This window comes from Streptomyces sp. NPDC048479, assembly GCF_040651435.1.
Taxonomy (GTDB): domain Bacteria; phylum Actinomycetota; class Actinomycetes; order Streptomycetales; family Streptomycetaceae; genus Streptomyces.
On the sequence record NZ_JBEZKA010000007.1, the window covers coordinates 170513 to 190013 of the forward strand.

Here is a 19501-nt window from a genome sequence, read left to right on the forward strand (position 1 = left end):
CTACTGCTTCTGTGGAGCTAAGGAGAATTGAACTCCTGACCTCCTGCATGCCATGCAGGCGCTCTACCAACTGAGCTATAGCCCCTTGCGGTGTGCCGCCTTGATCGGAAGTTTCCCCTTGGCGACGTCGACAACATTAACGGTCACCCCGGTCCATCGCCAAATCGTTTCGGGTCTGCACGAACAAGGCCGGTAACGTCCCACTTCGGGACCATGGCTGTGACCGTGACTGTCACTGTGGCCGTGTCGCTCATGCTGTGGCGAACGAATAGAACCGCTTCAACGTGCAGTGCTCATCGAGGAGACGGCCGTAGATCGGCTCCCCCTCGAGCTCGCGGTAGGTCTCGATGGGGTCGCCCTTTATGATCAGCGCCCGCGCGCACTCCTCGCACCAGTACTGGTACTCGGGATTGACCGGATCCATGTCCCTGACGATCGGCGTACCACCGCCGCACCAGTCGCATTTCCGCCTGTGTGCACCCATCACTCAGCTCCAGCTGTGGCCGCAGGCCGTGCACACGTAGGAAACCCCGCCATTGTCGCCGAGGACTTGGGCGACATGGGCCGATCCGCAGGACGGGCAGCTGAGAGAAGCACGTACCTCCGCCGTGGCAAGCAGGTCATCGGCCTTCTCGCTCCTGCTGGCGGACATTGTGCTCTCCCTCCCGTCCTCGCCGGTGTCCCCTCCGGCCGTCCGATTCTGCCATGGCCACGCAAGAGGGTCAGCGGCGTTTGCGTACGAGACCAGCCACCGCGCCCAAGATCGACGCGGCTGCGAGCGCCGGGGCGCACACCCACAGCGCATCGGCGGACCCATACGCCCCGGGTACTGTCTGCCGATTCAGGAAGAGTGTGCCGAATGCGGCGACGCCGATCACCTGACCGAACGGAGCGTGCCTGCCCGGCAGCGGCGCCGGTGGCGAGGACCGCGGAGTAGGCGCCGAGCGCCCGCTGGCCGGAAGGCCGGCCGGGAAACGCGAAATCCCGCCCTCTGACGAGGACGGGATCCGGATTGTGGAGCTAAGGAGAATTGAACTCCTGACCTCCTGCATGCCATGCAGGCGCTCTACCAACTGAGCTATAGCCCCGCGTGTTCTTCGCGCTCCGCGCTGCGAACAAGAAGAACTTTAGCCTGCGACCTGCCGGAAAGCGAAATCCGGGGGTGCGGGGCCGAACGGCGGGCCCGGCCGGGTTCAGTCGTCGTCGCCGAGGACCGGTTCCGGCAGCGTGCCGGCGTTGTGCTCAAGGAGCCGCCAGCCACGCGCGCCCTCGCCGAGCACCGACCAGCAGCAGTTGGAGAGGCCTCCGAGGCCCTCCCAGTGGTGGGCCTCCAGGCCCAGCAGCCGGCCGATCGTGGTGCGGATCGTGCCGCCGTGGCTGACCACGACGAGCGTGCCGTCCTCGGGGAGCTTCTCGGCGTGGTGCAGCACCACGGGAGCAGCCCGGTCCGCGACCTCGGTCTCGAGCTCACCGCCGCCGCGGCGCACGGGCTCGCCGCGCTTCCAGGCGGCGTACTGCTGGCCGTACTGCGCGACGATCTCCTCGTGCGTCAGGCCCTGCCAGGCGCCCGCGTAGGTCTCGCGCAGGGCAGCCTCGTAGGTGATGTCGAGCCCGGTGAGCTCGGCCAGCTCGCCGGCCGTGGCCGCCGCCCGCTTGAGGTCGGAGGCGAGAATCACATCGGGCCTGAGCGAGGCGAGCAGCCGGGCGGATCGGCGCGCCTGAGCGACACCGGTCTCGGTCAGCGCGATGTCCGTGGTGCCCTGGAAGCGGCGCTCCAGGTTCCAGGCGGTCTGGCCGTGCCGCCACAGGACGACGCGGCGTCCCGTGGCGCGCTCGCGGCTGTCTCTGCCGTTCAGCTCAGCTCACCATCCGGGTCGCCGGCGAGCTGCGCGTGCTCCTCTGCCTTGCCGCGGGTCTTCAGGGCGTCCTCGGGGAGAGGAAGCTCGGGGCAGTCCTTCCACAGCCGCTCCAGGGCGTAGAAGACCCGCTCCTCGCTGTGCTGGACGTGCACGACGATGTCGATGTAGTCGAGCAGGATCCAGCGGGCGTCGCGGTCGCCCTCACGGCGCACCGGCTTGGCGCCGAGCTCCTTGTTCAGCCGCTCCTCGATCTCGTCGACGATCGACTTGACCTGGCGGTCGTTGGGCGCGGAAGCGAGCAGGAAGGCGTCGGTGATCGACAGCACATCGCTGACGTCGTACGCAATGATGTCGTGCGCGAGCCGGTCGGCGGCCGCCTGGGCGGCGGCGTTGACGAGCTCGATGGAGCGATCCGTGGCGGTCACAAGCAGGCTTTCGTCGGCGGTCGGGAACCCTTCAAGGGTCTCACGGACCGCCGACAGCCCATGCCGCGTTTATTTGGGACCCGATGGGTCGCCTGTTTCGGACCTGATGGGTCGCCCTGTCACTGGACCTCGTAGTCCTTGCCGAGGACGACCGAAACGTCGGCGTTGGTGACGGCTTTGCCCTTCTCGACCGCGCTCGCCGGCAGACCCAGGGTCTTGGCGACCTCGACCGCCTTCGCCTTCTGCGTCACGTCTCCGTAGGTGACCTTCGATGTCGTGACGGTGGCATCGGCCTTGCCGCCGTCGAGGACGGAGTAGCCACCGTTGACCAGGTCGATCCGGGCGGACTCCGTGGCTCTCGTGGTCCCGGTGGCGTTCTTGACGCCCACGCGGATGGCCGCGCCCTTCTCCGGTGCGGTGACCGTGCCGCCCAGGACGTCCTTGACGACGCTGTTGGCGGTCTGCTCGGTGAGCGTGCCGTCCTGCTGGACCGGAAGCACGGCTGTCTTGTAGTCGCCGCCCTTGGCGTGCTCGGCGAGTTTCGCCAGCGAGGCGCCCAGATCGCTCTCCCGCAGCGACGGGTCGAGGATCTGCGCCAGTGTCTCGACGGTGACGGTCGCCGCCTTCGGGTCGTCGGGGAACTTCCGCAGGACGCCCTGCATGACCTGGCCGAAGCGCTGCAGCTGCTTCGCCTCGGCCTCGCCGGGCCCGAGGTAGGTGGCGTACGCGACGGCCATCCGTCCGTTCAGAGTCTGGTTCTCGCCCTTCTTCACCAGCGGCGCCTCGCCCTTCTTCGCGCCGGGCACCTCGGTGTCCGTGGTCAGGTCGATGGTGCCGACCAGCTCGACCAGGTTCTCCAGAAACGGGGTGTCGAGCCGCCAGGTTCCGGTGATCTTGGCACCGAGGAGTGTGCCGACCGCCTCACGGGTGCCCGTCGAGCCGTCGTCCTCGACGGACTTGCCGAGCGTGGTGGCGGTGCCGTCGTCGTTGGCGATGGAGAGCGAGTTGGGGAGCAGGACGGTGGTGCCCTGCTTGGTGGTGGCGTTGTTGACGAGGAGCGCCGTGGAGGTGCCCTTTTTCTTGGTGTTGTGCAGATGCACCACGATCACGTCCCGCTTCTGCGGTCCGGTCGCCGTGCTGCTCTTCTTGTCCGCGTCCGACAAGCCGGGCAGCTTGCCCGCGTACCAGAGGTAGCCGACGCCGCCCACGACGACCAGCGCCAGTGCGACGACGAGCGCGACGACGCGGTTGCGGCCGCGGCGCTTGGCCTCCTCGCGCCGCTCGGAGCGGCTCTCGGTGAACTTCAGCCAGTCGATGACGTCTTCGGAGTCCTCGTCGGGCTCCTCGATGAAAGAGAACTGCTCGGTGCGGTGGTCACGGTCGGCGGCAGGGCGGCGCTGCTCCGGCACGGCAGCCGGTTCGGACGCCTGCGGGCGCGACTGCGCCTGCGGCTCGGCCGGGGCCTGCTGCTGCGGGATGTTCCACTGCTGGGTGGTGTCGACGGCCGCGGGCTGCGTGCCCGTGTCGTAGCTGTACCCGTCGTAGCCGTATCCCTGGTCCTGGCTCTGCCCTGGGGGCTGCGGCTGCTGGTAGTACGGGTCGTACTGCTGAGGCCGCTGGGACTGGCCTGCCTGCGGCTGCTGCTGCGCGTACGGGTCGTAGCCGTACCCCTGCCCTTGCCCCTGTTCGGGAGCCTGCGGTTGCTGAGGGTGCTGGGGCTGCTGCTGTGCGTAGGGGTCGTACTGCTGGGGCTGCTGATACACCGGTTGCCCGTACTCGTCGTAGCCGATGATCTGCGGCTGCTGGTAGTACGGGTCGTACGGGTTCTGCTGGTCGTTCACCGGTGCCCCTCTCCGTGGCTCACTCGCCGCGGTACAACTGGCGCTTGTCGATGTAGCGCACCACACCGTCCGGCACCAGATACCAGACCGGATCGCCGTTGGCGACCCTAGCCCGGCAGTCGGTCGACGAGATGGCCAGCGCCGGAACCTCCACCAGAGAGACCCCGCCCTCGGGCAGCCCGTCGTCCGTCAGGTCGTGCCCCGGCCGGGTCACACCGATGAAATGGGCGAGTGAGAACAGCTCTTCCGCGTTCCGCCAGCCGAGGATCTGCGAGAGCGCGTCGGCTCCCGTGATGAAGAAGAGATCCGCGTTGCTGTTGAGGGAGCGCAGGTCCCGCAGCGTATCCATCGTGTAAGTCGGCCCGGCGCGGTCGATGTCGATACGGCTCACCGAGAACTGCGGGTTGGACGCGGTGGCGATGACCGTCATGAGATAGCGGTCCTCGGCCGGAGACACCACCTTGTGGCTCTTCTGCCACGGCTGCCCGGTCGGCACGAACACCACTTGGTCGAGGTGGAACAGGGCGGCCACCTCGCTGGCGGCCACCAGGTGTCCATGGTGGATCGGGTCGAACGTCCCGCCCATCACGCCGATTCGACGCTTGCCGGAACCGGAACCGGTAGGCACTTCCTGCTCTCCCATGCGTGCAGAGCCTACTGGCACGACGTTCGGCTCCGACTCAGCGGTCGCGGTTGAAGCGCGTGGTGATCCACAGCAGCAGGAGCAGCGCGAAGAGCGCGCCGCCACCGGTGAGGTAGGGGCTGAGGCTTGGGTGGTTGCCACCGTGCTCGGCGCCCTCGGCAAGAGTGACCAGGTTGGCGGCGGTGCTGGTGAGGCTCATCTTCAGCGGAACCTATCGATCGGGAGTCCGGGAGCCGGAGCTCGGGAATCGGAGCGGAGAGACTTCGCGCACATCGTATGCGGGCCGCCCGGGCACGCTCACGCCGACTCAGTCGTTGTGGTTTTCGTCGCTGCCGTTTCCTCGGTAGCCACGCAGCAGGAACCAGGCGAGCAGAGCTGCTCCGGCGATCGAGGCGATCAGCAGGACGCGCAGCGTGTTGCCCAGTCCCTGCTGCGCGGCTGCGGCGGCGAGCAGTGCGGCGGTGTCCGGCATGTCGGGTGTCCTCCTCGGTTATCCACAGCCCCCGCCACACCGTAGCCCCAGCACCTACGCTGGGGTCCGTCAGGGGGACGAGCAGGGACTCGCGCCAACAGGGGGCATTGATGACCGAAAGCAATCACGAGAACGTTCCGAGCAGGCAGCGCAAGCGCTTCCCGGGCATCTCTTCACGGGCGTACGAACATCCCGCGGACCGCTCGGCGTTGGTGGCCCTGCGCAAGCTCAGCGGCTTCGACACCGTCTTCAAGGCACTGAGCGGACTGCTGCCCGAGCGCAGCCTGCGGCTGCTCTACCTCTCCGACTCGGTGCGGGTGAGCGACGCGCAGTTCGCGCATCTCAACACCATGCTGCGGGACGCCTGTTACATCCTGGATCTGGAGAAGGTCCCGGCGATGTATGTCACGCAGGACCCGCGGCCCAACGCCATGTGCATCGGCCTGGACGAGCCGATCATCGTGGTCACCACCGGGCTGGTGGAGCTGCTCGACGAGGAGGAGATGCGGGCGGTCGTCGGACACGAGGTGGGCCACGCCCTCTCCGGCCACTCCGTCTACCGCACGATTCTGCTCTTCCTCACCGGTCTGGCGCTGAAGATCGCCTGGATCCCCCTCGGCAACGTCGCGATCATGGCGATCGTCACCGCGCTGCGCGAGTGGTTCCGCAAGTCGGAGCTCTCGGCGGACCGTGCCGGGCTACTGGTCGGCCAGGACCTGCAGGCGTCGATGCGCGGCCTGATGAAGATCGCCGGCGGCAATCACCTGCACGAGATGAATGTCGACGCGTTCCTGCAGCAGGCCGAGGAGTACGAGGCGGCCGGCGATCTGCGCGACTCCGTGCTGAAGATTCTGAATCTCCTCCCCCGCTCGCACCCGTTCACCACGGTGCGCGCCGCCGAGCTGAAGAAGTGGGCCGCGAGCCGCGACTACCAGCGGATCATGGACGGTCACTATCCGCGGCGCACGGAGGACAAGGACACCTCGGTGTCCGACTCCTTCCGCCAGTCCGCCTCGCACTACGCCGGCACCGTCCGCACCAGCAAGGATCCCCTGATGAAGCTGGTCGGTGACATAGCCGGCGGCGCGGGCGACCTGGGCGGCAAGCTGCGCGGCAAGTTCACGGGCGGAGGTGACAGCGGCGGCAGCGCCAGTGGTGGGAGCTCCGGCGGGAGCACCGGCGGCGGTGGCAGCAACGGCAATGGCAGCGGTCCTGCGAACGACAACGACAGCGGCGAGGGTGGCAAGGACGGTCAGAGCGGTCAGGGCAAGGGCTGAGCACCGGGCGACAGCGCCCCGCAGAGCGCCGCGGTGGCCTGGCCCGTCGCGTAAGGATCGGTGCCCGCCGGACCGTCCGCGCTCGCCCGCTGGCCGGCCAGCAGCGGGCGCAGGGTGCCTGACGCGTCCGCCGAGCAGGCCTGCGGTCCGGCCTGGACATAGCTGCCCAGCAGCTCGACCCGGTGCTGGCGCAGATCCTCGCGGTCGAAGCGGAAGTGCAGTTCACGGCGGACGGTGAACAGCGAGGCCTCGTTCGCCTGTGGGCCGCTCGCCGCGACCGGCCGCAGCGCATAGGCGAAGGTGTGGTCCGACGTCACCTCCAGGGCGTCGGGTCCCGCCTCGGCGACGGTGAGCGTGCCCTGCACCCGCACTCGGGGGTCGGCCAGCGCGACCTTGGCGGGGTCGTAGCGCACCAGCCAGCCGGTGGCGGCGTGGCGGCCGTCGCCGGCCGGAGAGGAGATGCTCCGGTCGAACTGCTCCAGCTGGGCCGGGTCGAGCAGCAGCCGCACGGGCCGCACAGCACCGCCGGTAAGCACATCGGGGTCCAGCGAGGACTCGACGAGGTAGTCCTTGGCGGTGGTCAGCGCGGTCAGTACCTGGTCCTCCGAGAAGTTCTTGGTGCGCCGGGCGCCGGGAAGCGTGATGCCCGCCGCGCCGACCCGGAACTGCGCGGCGGGGCTGTGCGCATAGAGGTCGGCGGGGGTACCCCCCGGGACCGGGCCCTGCGGCGCGAGCGGGATCATCGTGATACGCAGCGGCTCCACCTGTTTGAACTGCGGAACCTGGTAGGGGTGACGGACGCCGAGGTAGATCGCGGTTCCGAAGGCCATGGCAACCAGCAGGACGAGCAGCAGGACCTGCCTCGAGCCGCGTCTGCGGCCCCAGGCGGGGAGGCTGCGTACGGCCTGTGCGTGCTCGCCCATCCGCTCCTGCGCGGAGAATTCCTGCAGCCGGGCAGCCCGTACGAACGATTCGTCGAAGACGACGGATCGGTACTCGTCCTCACCACCGCCGGGGAGTCCCTCGGGTGTCCCCTCAGGCGGGTCTCCGCGCCCAGCCATACTTTCAGGGTAGGTCCGGCAGGGCCCTGGTAAACGCGCTGGTACGCGACAAACTCCGACGAGTTCTTACGCGGTCGTTCAGCGGCTGTTCAGGGGGTGCGCGGAGTGGCGGAGACAGCCGGCGCGGTGTACTCCGCAGAGGCAGAGGGTCCACCGACCCGGCCGGTGGCGGAGCCGCTCGACGGCGTGGAGTCGACGCCGGTCGTGGCGGGCGGCGGCACTCGGTCCTGGCGGTTGCCGGCGGCCCCTCGGTACACCGCGGTGAAAGCCAGGGCGACCATGCCGATGCCCATCACCAAGGCCAGGATCCAGGCCACCGGGCGGTGCCAGCGGGCGCTGCCCCGGTAGGGGCGCAGGGCGCCGCCGTGGCGTCCGTAGGGCCCGCCGTACTCGCCGTCCGCGGCCTCGTCATCGTCGTCGTACGCGCGCTCGCGGCCGTATTCGCCGCCCGGGCCGTAGCCGTCGTCGTAGCGCTCGTCGTCGGCCGCTCCACCGCCGTATCCGGCCCGTGCGGCCTCGGCCTCGGCGCGCGCCTGCGCGGCGGCCAGGAGCCGCTCGACGGCGGTCGGTTCATGGAACTCGGCGGCCCGTACGAAGTCCTCGTCGAACACCACGGAGGCGAAGTCCTCGTCCGCGCCCCCGCGGTCGTCGTCGGGCTCCCAGCCGTCCGGGAACGGCCTGCCCCCCACGTCGTCCGGCACGCTTTCAGAGTAGACCTGGCCGGTCGGTTTCGGCAGACAGAGTCCGAAGTCTCCCGGCCCACATCCGCCACAGGGACACAAAGGGACGGTGACTACCGGTTCACCGGAGGAAACCCACCACCCACCGCAACCCACCACGCCCCCGGCCCACGGGTCACCACAGGGGCGGTGACCACCGGTTCGCCGGAGGAAACCCACCACCCACCGCAACCCACCACGCCCCCGGCCCACGGGTCACCACAGGGGCGGTGACTACCGGTTCACCGGAGGAAACCCACCACCCACCGCAACCCACCACGCCCCCGGCCCACGGTCACCACAGGGGCGGTGACTACCGGGTGTGACCGTCGCCTGTCACGATGTACTTCGTCGAGGTCAGCTCCGGCAGGCCCATGGGCCCCCGCGCGTGCAGCTTCTGCGTGGAGATCCCGATCTCGGCGCCGAATCCGAACTGGCCACCGTCCGTGAAACGCGTGGACGCGTTCACCGCGACCGCCGCGGAGTCCACCAACTGGGTGAAGCGGCGGGCGGCCGGCTGCGAGGTGGTCACGATCGCCTCGGTGTGCCCGGAGGACCAGAGCCGGATGTGGGCGACAGCGGCGTCGAGCGAGTCCACGACGGCGGCGGCGATGTCGTACGAGAGGTACTCCGTCTCCCAGTCCTCGGCCGTGGCCGCCACGACCGTGGCCTTGGAGGCGTCGGCGTACTCCAGCACGCGCTCGTCGCCGTGCACGGTCACTCCGGCCTCGGCGAGCGCGTCCAGGGCGCGCGGCAGGAAGTCGGCGGCGATGTCCTGGTGGACCAGGAGCGTCTCGGCCGCGTTGCAGACGCTCGGCCGCTGAGCCTTGGAGTTGATCAAGATGTCGACGGCCATGTCGAGGTCTGTTTCGGCGTCCACGTACACATGGCAGTTGCCGGTGCCGGTCTCGATGACCGGGACGATCGACTCCTCGACGACCGTACGGATCAGGGCGGCGCCGCCGCGCGGGATGAGTACGTCGACCAGGCCGCGGGCGCGCATCAACTCCCGTACGGATTCCCGGCTCTCACCGGGCACGAGCTGTACGGCGTCGGCCGGCAGACCGGAGCCGCCGACCGCGTCCCGCAGGACCTTCACCAGGGCGGTGTTGGAGGAGTAGGCGGAGGAGGAACCGCGCAGCAGGACGGCGTTGCCGGACTTCAGACAGAGCGCGGCGGCGTCCACGGTGACGTTCGGGCGGGCCTCGTAGATGATCCCGACGACGCCGAGAGGCACGCGCACCTGGCGCAGATCGATGCCGTTGGGCAGGGTCGAGCCGCGCACCACCTCGCCGACCGGGTCGGGTAGTGCGGCCACGTCCCGTACGTCGGCGGCGATGGCCCGTACCCGCTCCGGGGTCAGGGTGAGGCGGTCGATGATCGACTCGCTGGTGCCGGCATCACGGGCGCGCGCGATGTCCTCGGCGTTGGCCGCGACGATCTCGCTGGTACGGACCTCGAGCGCGTCCGCGATCGCCAGCAGAGCGTCGTCCTTGGCCGACCGCGGCAGCGGCGCGATGTCGGCGGCAGCGCCACGGGCCCGGTAGGCGGCCTGGGCGACCGGGGAGAGGTTGTCGTACGGCGAAAGCGGCGAGAACGTCGTCATACCCGCAGGGTAGTGCGCGCCCCGCGGGCGTCCCTCACGTATCCCGCACTGCGAGACAGAAGCCTCAGAAGGGGTGCACGCCCACCGGGGCGGCGGGCGGCGGGCCGTAGCCCTCCGCGATGCGCTGGTGGTACGTCTGGCGGTCGATGACCTCCAGGCCCACGATCTCCCACGGCGGCAGCTTGGCGCTCGATCGGTGCTCACCCCACAGCCGCAGCGCCACCGCCGCGGCATCGTGCAGGTCACGCGCCTCTTCCCAGTAGCGGATCTCCGCGTGGTCGTTGGCGTACCGGCTGGTCAGCAGGAAGGGATGGTCGTGCGCGAGCTGCTCAAGACCGCGCCTGACCTCCTTCAGCGGGGCTTCGGCGCCGGAGACGCTGAGCGTGATGTGCCACAGCTTGGACAGCACGTGCTCTTCGCCGTACGTGTCCGTGCCCGCACCCGTCTCCTGATCCTCTTCGGCGTCGCCGAAGTCGGCGCCCGCTCCGACGCTGGTCAGGGCTCTTTCCTCGCCCACGGCCCTACGGGCGTGAGGGATGCCCCCCGTCCCGCGGGGCACATCCCCTGGGCGCGCTCGTCTCACCGGCGGCCTCCTGTTGCATGTGTTGTCCAGCTGTACCCCCGCCATACCCCCGCAACAAAGTTGACCAGTCCGGGACGGAACGTGGGGCGGTTTTGGTGAAGGTCTCTGCCAGAAGACTGGTCTTTCAGCCGATTCAGGAGTGCAGGACGACCAGATCGTCCCTGTGTACGACTTCCCGCTCGTACGCCGGGCCCAGTTCCTGCGCCAGCTCCGGGGTGGAGCGGCCGAGCAGCTGCGGGATCTCCTTGGCGTCGAAGTTGACGAGCCCGCGGGCCACGGCGTGGCCGGCGGTGTCGCGCAGCTCGACCGGGTCGCCGGCGCTGAATTCGCCCTCGACCGCGGCGATGCCGGCCGCCAGCAGAGACTTCTTGCCGTGCACCACGGCCCGTACCGCACCGTCGTCCAGGATCAGCGCGCCCTGCGGGGTGGAGGCGTGCGCGAGCCAGAGGAGCCGGTCGGCGGAGCGGCGTCCGGTGCCGTGGAAGTACGTACCGGTGGCGCGGCCCGCGAGGGCGTCGGCGGCGCGAATGGCAGAGGTGAGGACGACGGGGACGCCGGCGGCCGCCGCGATCCTGGCGGCCTCGACCTTGGTGACCATGCCGCCGGTGCCGACGCCGGCCTTGCCCGCGCTGCCGATCTGTACGTGTGCGATGTCGGCCGGGCCGCGTACCTCCTCGATCCGCGAGGTGCCGGGCTTGGACGGGTCCCCGTCGTACAGCCCGTCGACGTCCGAGAGAAGGACCAGCAGATCGGCCCGTACGAGATGGGCGACGAGCGCGGCGAGACGGTCGTTGTCGCCGAAGCGGATCTCGTCCGTCGCCACGGTGTCGTTCTCGTTGACGACGGGGACGGCGCCCATGGCGAGCAGCTGGTCCAGGGTGCGGTAGGCGTTGCGGTAGTGGGCGCGGCGGCTGGTGTCGTCGCCGGTGAGGAGCACCTGGCCGACGCGTACGCCGTAGCGCGCGAAGGAGGCGGTGTAGCGGGCGACGAGCAGGCCCTGGCCGACGCTGGCGGCCGCCTGCTGGCGGGCCAGGTCCTTGGGGCGGCGGGCCAGGCCCAGCGGCGCGAGGCCTGCGGCGATGGCACCGGAGGAGACCAGCACTATCTCCTTCTCGCCGCCGCTGCGGACCTTGGCGAGCACGTCGACGAGGGCGTCGACGCGGTCGGCGTCGAGTCCGCCTGCGGCGGTGGTCAGGGAGGACGAGCCGACCTTGACGACGATCCTGCGGGCCTGTGTTACCTGCTGTCTTGCCACTGTCACAGGGCCGAATCTATGTCAGGGCCCGTGGTGGGTGCTCGGCCATTTCACTCGCTGGACAGTGCGGCCGAGGGTCAGGGAGGGCGCCCCGGCCCCGGACCGCACAACCGACCGGTCGTCAAAGCTCCCTCCCGCGAGGTCCATTACACCCGAACCGGAATGAACAGCCGTCCAGCGCACCGGCCTTGGCGGCGCGGCGACCAAAGACTGACTCAACGTGGCTCTGAAAACGTGGAGTTGACGAAGATATGAACCAGGTCGGTGTAAGCACCACAGTTTCCTCGCCGAATGTACGCCGGTGACCGGCCGCCGGGAAACCGGACGGCGGAAGACCGGGCCGCGGGACCCGTACGGCGTTACGCCGCCGTACGGGTCCCGCGCAGCCGCCGCCGTACCTCCCGGCGCAGCCGCCGCACCACCCGCCGGGCGAAGGACACCTTCCGCGGCGGCGCGGCGGGCGCGAGCAGCGCCTCCTTCAGCAGATCCGCCCGCCCCTCGGCGACACAGGCGAGCCGCTGCCGGTCCCTGCCGCCCAGCCGCCGCGCCACTCCCGGCGTCCAGTACTCCTCCATCAAGGGCGCGGCCAGCTCCATCTTGTGGCGCAGGATCTCCTCGCTCTGTTTCAGCACAGCGGGACCGAACTGCGGCAGCAGCGTCACCACGAACGGCCTGATCATCAGCTGGTCGCGCCGCGCGCCCGGCGGTTCGTGGGCGGCGATCAGCTCCATCAGCCGCTGCGCCGAGTGGAAACGCAGCGTGTAACTCCCGCTCTTGGTCACATGTTTGCCGTCGTCCCGGCCCACCAGGTAGTAGCAGGTGTAGTCGGCGACGACGGAGACGCCGTTGCCCCGCATATACGCCTCCATCGTGAACAGCGCGTCCTCGCCGGTCCGCATGGTCTCGTCGAAGCGCATGCCCAGTCGTACGAGCAGCTCGCGCCGGAACAGCTTCTGCGCACTCAGCGTGAACTTGACGTTGGAGGTATGGATGTCGGCGTGCTCGAGGTTCTGGGCCCACATCGACTTGGCGGCGTTGCGGTTGACGCCCTCGACCTTGCCGAGCACCACATCCGTACCGGCGCGGTCGGCCATCGCCACCAGCCGCTCCAGCGCCTCTTCGCCGAGGTAGTCGTCCGCGTCGAGGAAGAACACATAGCGGCCGCGGGCCAGTGAAAGACCGACATTGCGCGGGCCGCCGGGGCCGCCGGAGTTGGCCTGCCGCAACACCCGCATCGGGATCTTGCTCGCGGCCGCGAACTCCTCCAGGTACTCCCCCGTACCGTCGGTGGAGCCGTCGTCGACGGCCACGATCTCCATCCGGTCCGCACCGATGGTCTGCGCCTCGACCGACTCCAGACAGCGGACCAGATAGGGCATGGCCTCATAGGCCCCGATGATCACGCTGACTTCGCACATGGACACTCCGACAGTCTTACGCGGTGGAAAGTCGCGCCATGGTGCCCGGCGCATGTGTCACCTGCGTGTCGGATGCGACACGGCCCGGAAACTCGCCTGCGAGGGCGAATTTCCGGGCCGTCAAGAGAGGCGCCGACCCGTCAGTGCGCCACCGGGGCCTCGGCTCCGGTGGGCTCGGCTCCGTCGGGCTCGATGCCGTTGGGCTCGATGCCGCCCGGCGCGACGCCATTGGGCTCTACGCCACCGGCGTCGGCCTCACGGTCGAGCTCGCCCAGGAACTGACCGCCGATGCGCTGCTCCACAGCGACGTTGCGCGCCTCGGCCTTGTCCGTCAGCGCCCGTACCGCCGCGTTGAACCGCTCGATCGAGGTCGACTCGTCGGAGCCGAGCAGATACTCCTTGAGCTCACGCCGGGCGTCCGCCTGCCGGTCGGCGGCCGGGTCGGCCACCGCGTCCAGCAGTTCGCCGATCTCCTCCCCGCTGTTGGAGAGGATGACCGCGGCCCGTACGGCGGTGTTCTGCCGCTGGAACTCCTCGATGCCCAGCTCGGCGGAGTCGGTGACGGCGTACGGCTTGCCGCTCGCGATGAAGTCCGAGACCACGCTGGAGATGTCGGAGACCATGCCGTCGGCCTGGTTGAAGCAGTCGTACAGCTTCGGCTCGGAGCCCGTGACGACCTTGTGCTCCCACCAGCCGAAGGAGCGCCAGTACGCGTCGTTCCACTCGGCCCGCAGCTTCTTGATCTCGGCGAGGCGCACCGGGTCGGCGAGCGAGACCCGCGACTTCTCCGACTCGTCCCCGCCCGCGCGGCCCGGCGCGGCCAGCGCGGCCAGTCGGGCCTCGATACGGGTCAGCTCGGCCCGCGCCGCGGCCTGACCGGACTGCGCGGCGGCGGCTTCCTTCGCCCAGCGCGGGTCGGCGGCGCGCTCGGCGCCCGCGGCCTGCACCAGCGCGGTGATCCGCGCGTGGACGGCCTTGGCCTTCTTGTTGCGGATACCGGTGAAGGGGTGCGGCTTGTAGATGACGCGGACCGGCTTCTCGGCCTCCAGCAGCCGCCGGACGATGTTCTCGCCGGCCAGGAGCAGGGAGGTGTTGCCGGGGTTGTCGTCCCAGCCCTCCCAGGTGGGGGCGTACAGGATGGTCGGCATGTCGTTCTTCGGGGTGCCGGTCCAGGTCTCTATCGGGGCCAGCTGCGGCCGTCCGACCTCGACGATGTCATCGTCGCGCACGCCGACGTCGGCCAGCGCGTAGCGGTCGCGGCCGGCCCGGCCCGCGGTCCACACCTCGTCGTACACCTTGGAGAAGGGGTTGACGCTGGCGAGCTTGTCGCTGTCGCCGTGGCCGATGAAGACGTGCTTCATGGTCGGGACGCGCAGCATGTGGATGTTCTTGCCGACGTTGGCCGGGTACAGCGTCACCCGGACCATGGAGAGGTCGAGGTTCATCAGATGCGTGCCGCCGGGCACACAGATCACCGGCACGGAGGTCGGGGCGAGCTTCGACACCAGGCTGCGCTCACGCATGAGGATCAGCGGCCGGCCCTCCACGTGCTCCAACGTCTCCAGCCACATGTTGACCTGGTAAGCGGACTCGTCGGAGCCGGAGAAGTAGAGCACGACGGTCGGCCGGTACTCGCGCAGCCAGGTGCTCACGGCCTTGAGTACGGCGGGCGCGCCCGGCACCCTGCGCTTGCGGCGCAGATACGGCACGAGGACGGCCGTGTAGATCAGTCCGAGAGCGAGGGTGGTGGCGACGCCCGCGTATCCGATGACGTCCTCGCCGGTCCCGGCGGCGATCACCACACCGGCCATGGCAGGGATGTCGAGGTGGAGCATCTTCTCGCCGGAGCGGCGCAGCAGCGCCTTCGGCGGGGCGTCCGGGATGCGTACGGCGTGCAGGTCGACGTTGCGGGTGACGACCGGCATGGTGCGGCGCAGCCGGATCAGGGTCGCCAGGGCACCCTGCGGCGCCTGGAGACCGTAGAAGACCAGGAAACCGGCGACAGCGGCATAGAAGAGCGGGGTGTCCGCCAGGTTCTCCCGGGCGAGCAGCAGGACCAGCAGCAGCTCACGCAGCAGGAAGCGGATCGGCAGGCCGATCCGGACCTTGTTGAGGCGGTTGACCAGGTAGCTGCCCTTCTGGTGCAGATACCAGTCCGCCACATAGGTCACGGCACCGGCAGCCGCGAAGAACCAGATGTTCGGGATCAGCGCGGCGATCATGACGCACGGATAGCCGAGTCCCATCAGAGCTGCCGCAGCCAGCTCTGACAGGCTGCCTACGCGTGCCAGACGAATGGCGGTCGAAATCACGAAGAACCTGCTCCAAGGGTGCCGGTTGTTTCACTTTTGGCGGGAATTGTGAAGGTGGGGCTTCACGAACTCGGGCCTCCACTCTCGCCTCACGGCGAAAACAGAGGCCCGAAAAGTAATTTAATGGGGGATTATTACACATCTTCCTCGCGGTCCAGGACCGCCGCGAGCGCCTGCTCGAAGCCCGAGGCCTCGCTCGCCTCGCGGGTCGGATCCTGCTGCCGCACATCGATGACATGACCGGTCAGTTCGGAGAGCAGCACGTTCAGAGAGGACCGCGCCACAGCTTCGGAGGAGAGCAGCGAGCCCTCCGGCTCCGTACCGAACGCCTTGGTCCGCATCGGGGTGGCCGTGCGCTCCGGATTGACGCAATTCACCCGGATTCCCTCGCTCGCCCATTCGTCCGAGAGTGCCTGGGTGAGATTCACCATGGCCGCCTTGGTGGACGAGTAAAGGCTGTATTCGGCGCGGCCGCGCGTGTAACTGGAGGAGGTGTAGAGCAGCAGCTGGCCCTTGGTCTCCGCGAGGTATTTGTATGAGGCACGCGCAATCTGCACCGGCGCCAGGTAATTGACGTTCAACGCCTCCTGGATGGTGATGTTGTCCGTCTCGGCCAGCTTGCCGATGCGCAGCACGCCCGCCGTGTTGATGACGTAGTCGATACGGCCCGTCTCGGAGTACGCCTTGGAGAGCGCGTCGTCCACATGCTCCGGGTTCTCGACGTGGGTGCCGGTGGTGGAGCGACCCAGCGCGTACACCTTGGCGCCGTACTGCCCGGCCAGCGCGGCGATGTCGGCACCGATGCCGTACGAACCGCCGAAGACCACCATCGTCCTGCCGGACAGCAGCTCGCGGTAGGCGGCCTCGTCGGCCTGGCGCGGGGCGGCGGTGGAGGCCAGCTGGAAGAGCTTGTCCGCGATGAAGACGTCGACCGGCTGGGTCACCTTCATGTTGTACTCGTCGCCCGCGACGACATGGATCGGCACGTCCGGCAGATACCTCAGCACCACCGAGCAGTCGTCGGTGGCCTGGAAGTTGGGGTCGCCGGCGGCGATCTCGTACGCCCGGCGGATTGTGGAGAGCTTGAAGGCCTGCGGCGTCTGGCCGCGGCGCAGCCGGGAGCGGTCCGGGACGTCGGTGATGAACTCGCCGTCCCCACCGTGGGTGCGGGTCACGATGATCGTGTCGGCGGAGGGGATGGCGACATCGACGGCCTGGTAGCGGTCGAGGGCGTCAACACAGTCCTTGATCACACGCTGCGACAGAAGCGGACGCACTGCGTCATGGAAGAGGACGTTGCGGTCCTCACCCTCCGCGAGCCCCTCGCCGAGAGCCTCGATGGCGCGCTCGGTGGTCTCGTTACGGGTCGCGCCGCCCTCAATGACCTTGCTGACCTTGGTCAGCCCGGCCTTGGCGATGATCTTCTCCACATCGGGCACAAACCCCGGCGCCATCAGCACAATCACGTCGTCGACCGACTCCGCCTGCTCGAAGATCGACAGCGTGTGCTCGATGACGGCCTTGCCGGCGATCTTCAGCAGCTGCTTCGGGATCGCCAGTCCCACGCGCTGGCCGGTACCACCGGCGAGCACGACTGCTGTGGTGCGGGGCTTGGCTTCGTGCGGCACAGACACAGACGACCTACCTTGCGATGAGTGGGAGACGGGGCGATGGTCGCACTCTCCGTGACCGTCCCGCAAGGCGGGCTTGGGGTGCTCCACACCTCCGCGATACGGGAAGTTCACCCTGTGGCCAGGGAGATGACGGCGACCCGTCCCACCCCCGGGGTGACTGACGCCACAGTTGTCAACGGTGCGCTCGGCTACTTGATCGGCTTGTCGACAACGTTCAGTACAAGATCGTTGGAAGCACTGTAGAAGACCTTGATCGTGACGCGCTCCTGGGGCCTGCCCCGCAGCTTGCGGGCCACCGCCCGCACCGCGGCAAGCGGTCTCTTCTTCAACAGCTCGGTGCCGGGATACGGGACGAGGGACCCCTTCTCCACGACATCGTCCAGCACCCGGCCCGGCCTGACCGGCTCGGCGTCGGGTGCATACCGCAGCCACAGGTCCCAGACGTCGTGCGCGGCGGTCTGGCGGGCCGCCGGTGCCGCGCACGGAACGGTGACCCGGAAGCCGTTGCTTCCCTCCCGGCCGACCGGGAACGTCAGCTCGACCGGGTCCTTGCCGCGGCGGCGCAGCAGCAGCACCGGGTCGTCGGCCAGGGTGCCCCGGCCGAGCAGCCGGCCGGTGAGCATGATCTTCCGGTCGGCGAGCAGGATGTCGCCGACCTCGGCGTGGACCGGTCTGGCCCAGGAGCGCAGCGAGAGCACTCCCTGTTTCACATACGGGACGAGCTGGCGGACTGCCGCGCCGGCCACCACGCGGTCCGCGGCCCGCATGGCGCCGCGCTGGTCGACGGCACGGGTCGCGAGCGCCACCCGCTCACCCTCCGGCAGCTCCACATGGCAGGTCCAGACACCCTCGGCGAAGTCCGCACCGGCCGGGACAGTCGCCCGGCCCTCGGCGTCGAAGGCGAAGGCCCGCTCCTCGACCTTCGCATCCTGGTGCGTACAGACCAGCCGCAGTCCGGCGCCCCGGCCCGGCCTCAGGCCGTCCTGGGCCTCCGGGCTCGGGGGAAGAGGGAGCAGGGTGACGCCCAGCTCGCCGTCCTGGCCCAGCACACAGTCGGCGACGGGAGCGAACTCCTCGCCGTCCCCGTTCGCGGAGGCGATGCGCGGGGCAGCCCCGCGCGAAGCGGTGGCCGCGCCGAGCGCGGCGAACAGCTCCTCGTACTGCTTGGCGACCGGGCCCGGGTCGAAGCGCCGTGCGTTGCGCAGTGCGGCCGCACCCATCCGGCGGCGCAGATCCTCGTCGTCGATGAGCTTCAGCAGAGCACCGGCGATGGCGTCGACGTCACCGACGGGGACCAGCAGCCCGTCCACGCCGTCCTCGATGATCTCCCGCGGACCGTAGTCGCAGTCGGTGCTGACCACCGGCAGACCACAGCGCATGGCCTCCACGAGCGTCATGCCGAACGACTCGTGGCGGGAGGTGGAGACGGCGATCGCGCCCTTGACCCACTCCGGTTCGATGGGTGAGCGGGGCCCCATGAGATGGGCTCTGTTGTAAAGGCCCAGTTCGTCGATGCGCCTGCGGAGCCGGTCCTTCTGGTTGCCCCAGCCGCAGATCCGCAGCGTCCACTCCGGCCGGACGGCGGCGACCTTGGCGAAGGCCTCGATGAGTACCTGGTACTGCTTCTCCGAAGCCAGCCGTCCCGCCGCCACCACGGTCGTGCCCGAGGTGTCGGAAGGCGCGACCATCGGCTCGGGCACGCTGTTCGGAATCGCGAGCACGCGGGTGTCGGGCAGCGGCATCTGCTCCCGGTAGGAGGCCGCGTCCCCCTCGGAGACCGTCACGAAGGCGTCGAGCCGGGCGAGATGGTCGTACATCTCGGCGCGCAGCTCGGGCTTGTGATGGTTGTGCGTCATGTGCTCCTGGCCGATGAGCACGGCACGCTCCGGCGCGAACTGCGCGACGTACGCGACCAGTCCGGGCCGGGTCCCGATGATCACATCCGCGTCCGACCCCGCGTAGTGGGCCTGCACCCGCTCGTCGCTGAGCTTGCTGTACTCCTTGTAGCGGGCATCGTTCTTCGGGAAGAGCTCGGCGGGCTGCAGCTGGAGCGGGTGCTTCTTCTCGTTCGTCGGGGAGGACGGACGCGTGTCCACGAGCGATACGACGCTGATGCGGGGGTCTATGGCGAACAGCGCGATGTCCCGGTGCCGGAAGACCGAGACGATCTCCACCTCATGCCGGTCGGCGAGCTCCTCCGCAAGGTTCAGCGTGGTGCGGATGGTCCCGCCGATGCCGTAAATCGTGTGGATGAGGAAGGAAATCTTCATCAACGCTCCGTTCCGTCTACCGGGACACTTCGTCCCGCCCCCGCGTACAAGACGGTCATTGGGGGCGGGAGGTTGCGCGGCAGTACGCATGGATACGGACCGGACTCATGGGGGCGACTCGGCCTC

Annotated in this window: 18 protein-coding genes and 2 tRNA genes; 1 reads left to right on the plus strand and 19 read right to left on the minus strand. The window is 69.1% G+C overall.

The genetic code is table 11. The features are described 5' to 3' along the window. Positions 1 to 12: 12 nt before the first annotated feature. The 10 genes from AB0D12_RS13845 to AB0D12_RS13890 form a co-directional block, all read right to left on the minus strand. A tRNA-Ala gene (locus AB0D12_RS13845) sits at positions 13 to 85 on the minus strand. A 165-nt stretch (positions 86 to 250) separates the two neighbouring features. Beyond that, entirely contained in the window at positions 251 to 484 is a 234-nt protein-coding gene (locus AB0D12_RS13850; RefSeq protein ID WP_147986417.1) for a hypothetical protein, read from the minus strand. 3 nt (positions 485 to 487) lie between these two features. Beyond that, a complete protein-coding gene (locus AB0D12_RS13855) occupies positions 488 to 652 on the minus strand; it encodes a hypothetical protein (RefSeq protein WP_362680965.1) in 165 nt (54 codons plus the stop codon). A gap of 363 nt (positions 653 to 1015) precedes the next feature. Then, positions 1016 to 1088: transfer RNA gene (locus AB0D12_RS13860), tRNA-Ala, on the minus strand. Positions 1089 to 1193: 105 nt separating this feature from the next. Further along, complete coding sequence (locus AB0D12_RS13865) at positions 1194 to 1856, minus strand: histidine phosphatase family protein (protein ID WP_362681297.1); 663 nt, start codon at positions 1854 to 1856, stop codon at positions 1194 to 1196. After that, positions 1853 to 2284, minus strand: coding sequence for a ribosome silencing factor (gene rsfS, locus AB0D12_RS13870; RefSeq protein ID WP_362680968.1), 432 nt, complete (start codon positions 2282 to 2284; stop codon positions 1853 to 1855). The genes AB0D12_RS13865 and rsfS overlap by 4 nt, the downstream gene beginning before the upstream one ends. A 119-nt stretch (positions 2285 to 2403) precedes the next feature. Next, positions 2404 to 4125: an LCP family protein gene (locus AB0D12_RS13875; RefSeq protein ID WP_362680971.1), complete on the minus strand. Its 1722-nt coding sequence runs from the start codon at positions 4123 to 4125 to the stop codon at positions 2404 to 2406. Positions 4126 to 4144: 19 nt separating this feature from the next. Beyond that, positions 4145 to 4768, minus strand: a complete 624-nt coding sequence (gene nadD / locus AB0D12_RS13880; RefSeq protein ID WP_362680974.1) for a nicotinate-nucleotide adenylyltransferase — start codon at positions 4766 to 4768, stop codon at positions 4145 to 4147. A gap of 37 nt (positions 4769 to 4805) precedes the next feature. Continuing rightward, positions 4806 to 4967, minus strand: coding sequence for a hypothetical protein (locus tag AB0D12_RS13885; protein ID WP_326649869.1), 162 nt, complete (start codon positions 4965 to 4967; stop codon positions 4806 to 4808). 108 nt (positions 4968 to 5075) lie between these two features. Beyond that, positions 5076 to 5240, minus strand: a complete 165-nt coding sequence (locus AB0D12_RS13890; RefSeq protein ID WP_362680977.1) for a hypothetical protein — start codon at positions 5238 to 5240, stop codon at positions 5076 to 5078. Between the two features lie 110 nt (positions 5241 to 5350). Here AB0D12_RS13890 and AB0D12_RS13895 point away from each other — a divergent pair, with 110 nt between their 5' ends. Then, positions 5351 to 6517: a M48 family metallopeptidase gene (locus tag AB0D12_RS13895; protein WP_362680980.1), complete on the plus strand. Its 1167-nt coding sequence runs from the start codon at positions 5351 to 5353 to the stop codon at positions 6515 to 6517. Here AB0D12_RS13895 and AB0D12_RS13900 read toward each other — a convergent pair. The 9 genes from AB0D12_RS13900 to AB0D12_RS13940 form a co-directional block, all read right to left on the minus strand. Further along, complete coding sequence (locus AB0D12_RS13900) at positions 6502 to 7578, minus strand: hypothetical protein (RefSeq protein ID WP_362680982.1); 1077 nt, start codon at positions 7576 to 7578, stop codon at positions 6502 to 6504. The two genes, AB0D12_RS13895 and AB0D12_RS13900, sit on opposite strands and share 16 nt — an antisense overlap. Positions 7579 to 7667: 89 nt before the next feature. Then, positions 7668 to 8279 (minus strand): hypothetical protein, encoded by a 612-nt coding sequence (locus AB0D12_RS13905; RefSeq protein WP_362680985.1) that lies wholly within the window; start codon positions 8277 to 8279, stop codon positions 7668 to 7670. A 331-nt stretch (positions 8280 to 8610) separates the two neighbouring features. Further along, entirely contained in the window at positions 8611 to 9903 is a 1293-nt protein-coding gene (locus AB0D12_RS13910; protein ID WP_362680988.1) for a glutamate-5-semialdehyde dehydrogenase, read from the minus strand. Positions 9904 to 9967: 64 nt separating this feature from the next. Further along, entirely contained in the window at positions 9968 to 10486 is a 519-nt protein-coding gene (locus AB0D12_RS13915) for a hypothetical protein (protein WP_327323571.1), read from the minus strand. Positions 10487 to 10619: 133 nt separating this feature from the next. Then, on the minus strand, positions 10620 to 11747 hold the full coding sequence (proB, locus tag AB0D12_RS13920) for a glutamate 5-kinase (RefSeq protein ID WP_327323572.1): 1128 nt from the start codon (positions 11745 to 11747) through the stop codon (positions 10620 to 10622). A 353-nt stretch (positions 11748 to 12100) separates the two neighbouring features. Then, entirely contained in the window at positions 12101 to 13159 is a 1059-nt protein-coding gene (locus AB0D12_RS13925) for a glycosyltransferase family 2 protein (protein ID WP_362680992.1), read from the minus strand. Between the two features lie 140 nt (positions 13160 to 13299). Continuing rightward, positions 13300 to 15471: a hypothetical protein gene (locus tag AB0D12_RS13930; RefSeq protein WP_362680995.1), complete on the minus strand. Its 2172-nt coding sequence runs from the start codon at positions 15469 to 15471 to the stop codon at positions 13300 to 13302. Between the two features lie 134 nt (positions 15472 to 15605). After that, entirely contained in the window at positions 15606 to 17105 is a 1500-nt protein-coding gene (locus tag AB0D12_RS13935; protein WP_362680998.1) for a bifunctional cytidylyltransferase/SDR family oxidoreductase, read from the minus strand. Between the two features lie 188 nt (positions 17106 to 17293). Beyond that, positions 17294 to 19375, minus strand: coding sequence for a glycosyltransferase family 4 protein (locus AB0D12_RS13940; protein WP_362681001.1), 2082 nt, complete (start codon positions 19373 to 19375; stop codon positions 17294 to 17296). Positions 19376 to 19501: the final 126 nt, after the last annotated feature.

Excerpts from the sequence above, each read along its gene's own strand:
- AB0D12_RS13850 (WP_147986417.1), bottom strand. The coding sequence starts at position 484 with ATGGGTGCACACAGGCGGAAATGCGACTGGTGCGGCGGTGGTACGCCG.
- AB0D12_RS13855 (WP_362680965.1), bottom strand. The coding sequence starts at position 652 with ATGTCCGCCAGCAGGAGCGAGAAGGCCGATGACCTGCTTGCCACGGCG.
- nadD (WP_362680974.1), bottom strand. The coding sequence starts at position 4,768 with ATGGGAGAGCAGGAAGTGCCTACCGGTTCCGGTTCCGGCAAGCGTCGA.
- AB0D12_RS13885 (WP_326649869.1), bottom strand. The coding sequence starts at position 4,967 with ATGAGCCTCACCAGCACCGCCGCCAACCTGGTCACTCTTGCCGAGGGC.
- AB0D12_RS13890 (WP_362680977.1), bottom strand. The coding sequence starts at position 5,240 with ATGCCGGACACCGCCGCACTGCTCGCCGCCGCAGCCGCGCAGCAGGGA.
- AB0D12_RS13895 (WP_362680980.1), top strand. The coding sequence starts at position 5,351 with ATGACCGAAAGCAATCACGAGAACGTTCCGAGCAGGCAGCGCAAGCGC.
- AB0D12_RS13900 (WP_362680982.1), bottom strand. The coding sequence starts at position 7,578 with ATGGCTGGGCGCGGAGACCCGCCTGAGGGGACACCCGAGGGACTCCCC.
- AB0D12_RS13910 (WP_362680988.1), bottom strand. The coding sequence starts at position 9,903 with ATGACGACGTTCTCGCCGCTTTCGCCGTACGACAACCTCTCCCCGGTC.
- AB0D12_RS13925 (WP_362680992.1), bottom strand. The coding sequence starts at position 13,159 with ATGTGCGAAGTCAGCGTGATCATCGGGGCCTATGAGGCCATGCCCTAT.
- AB0D12_RS13940 (WP_362681001.1), bottom strand. The coding sequence starts at position 19,375 with ATGAAGATTTCCTTCCTCATCCACACGATTTACGGCATCGGCGGGACC.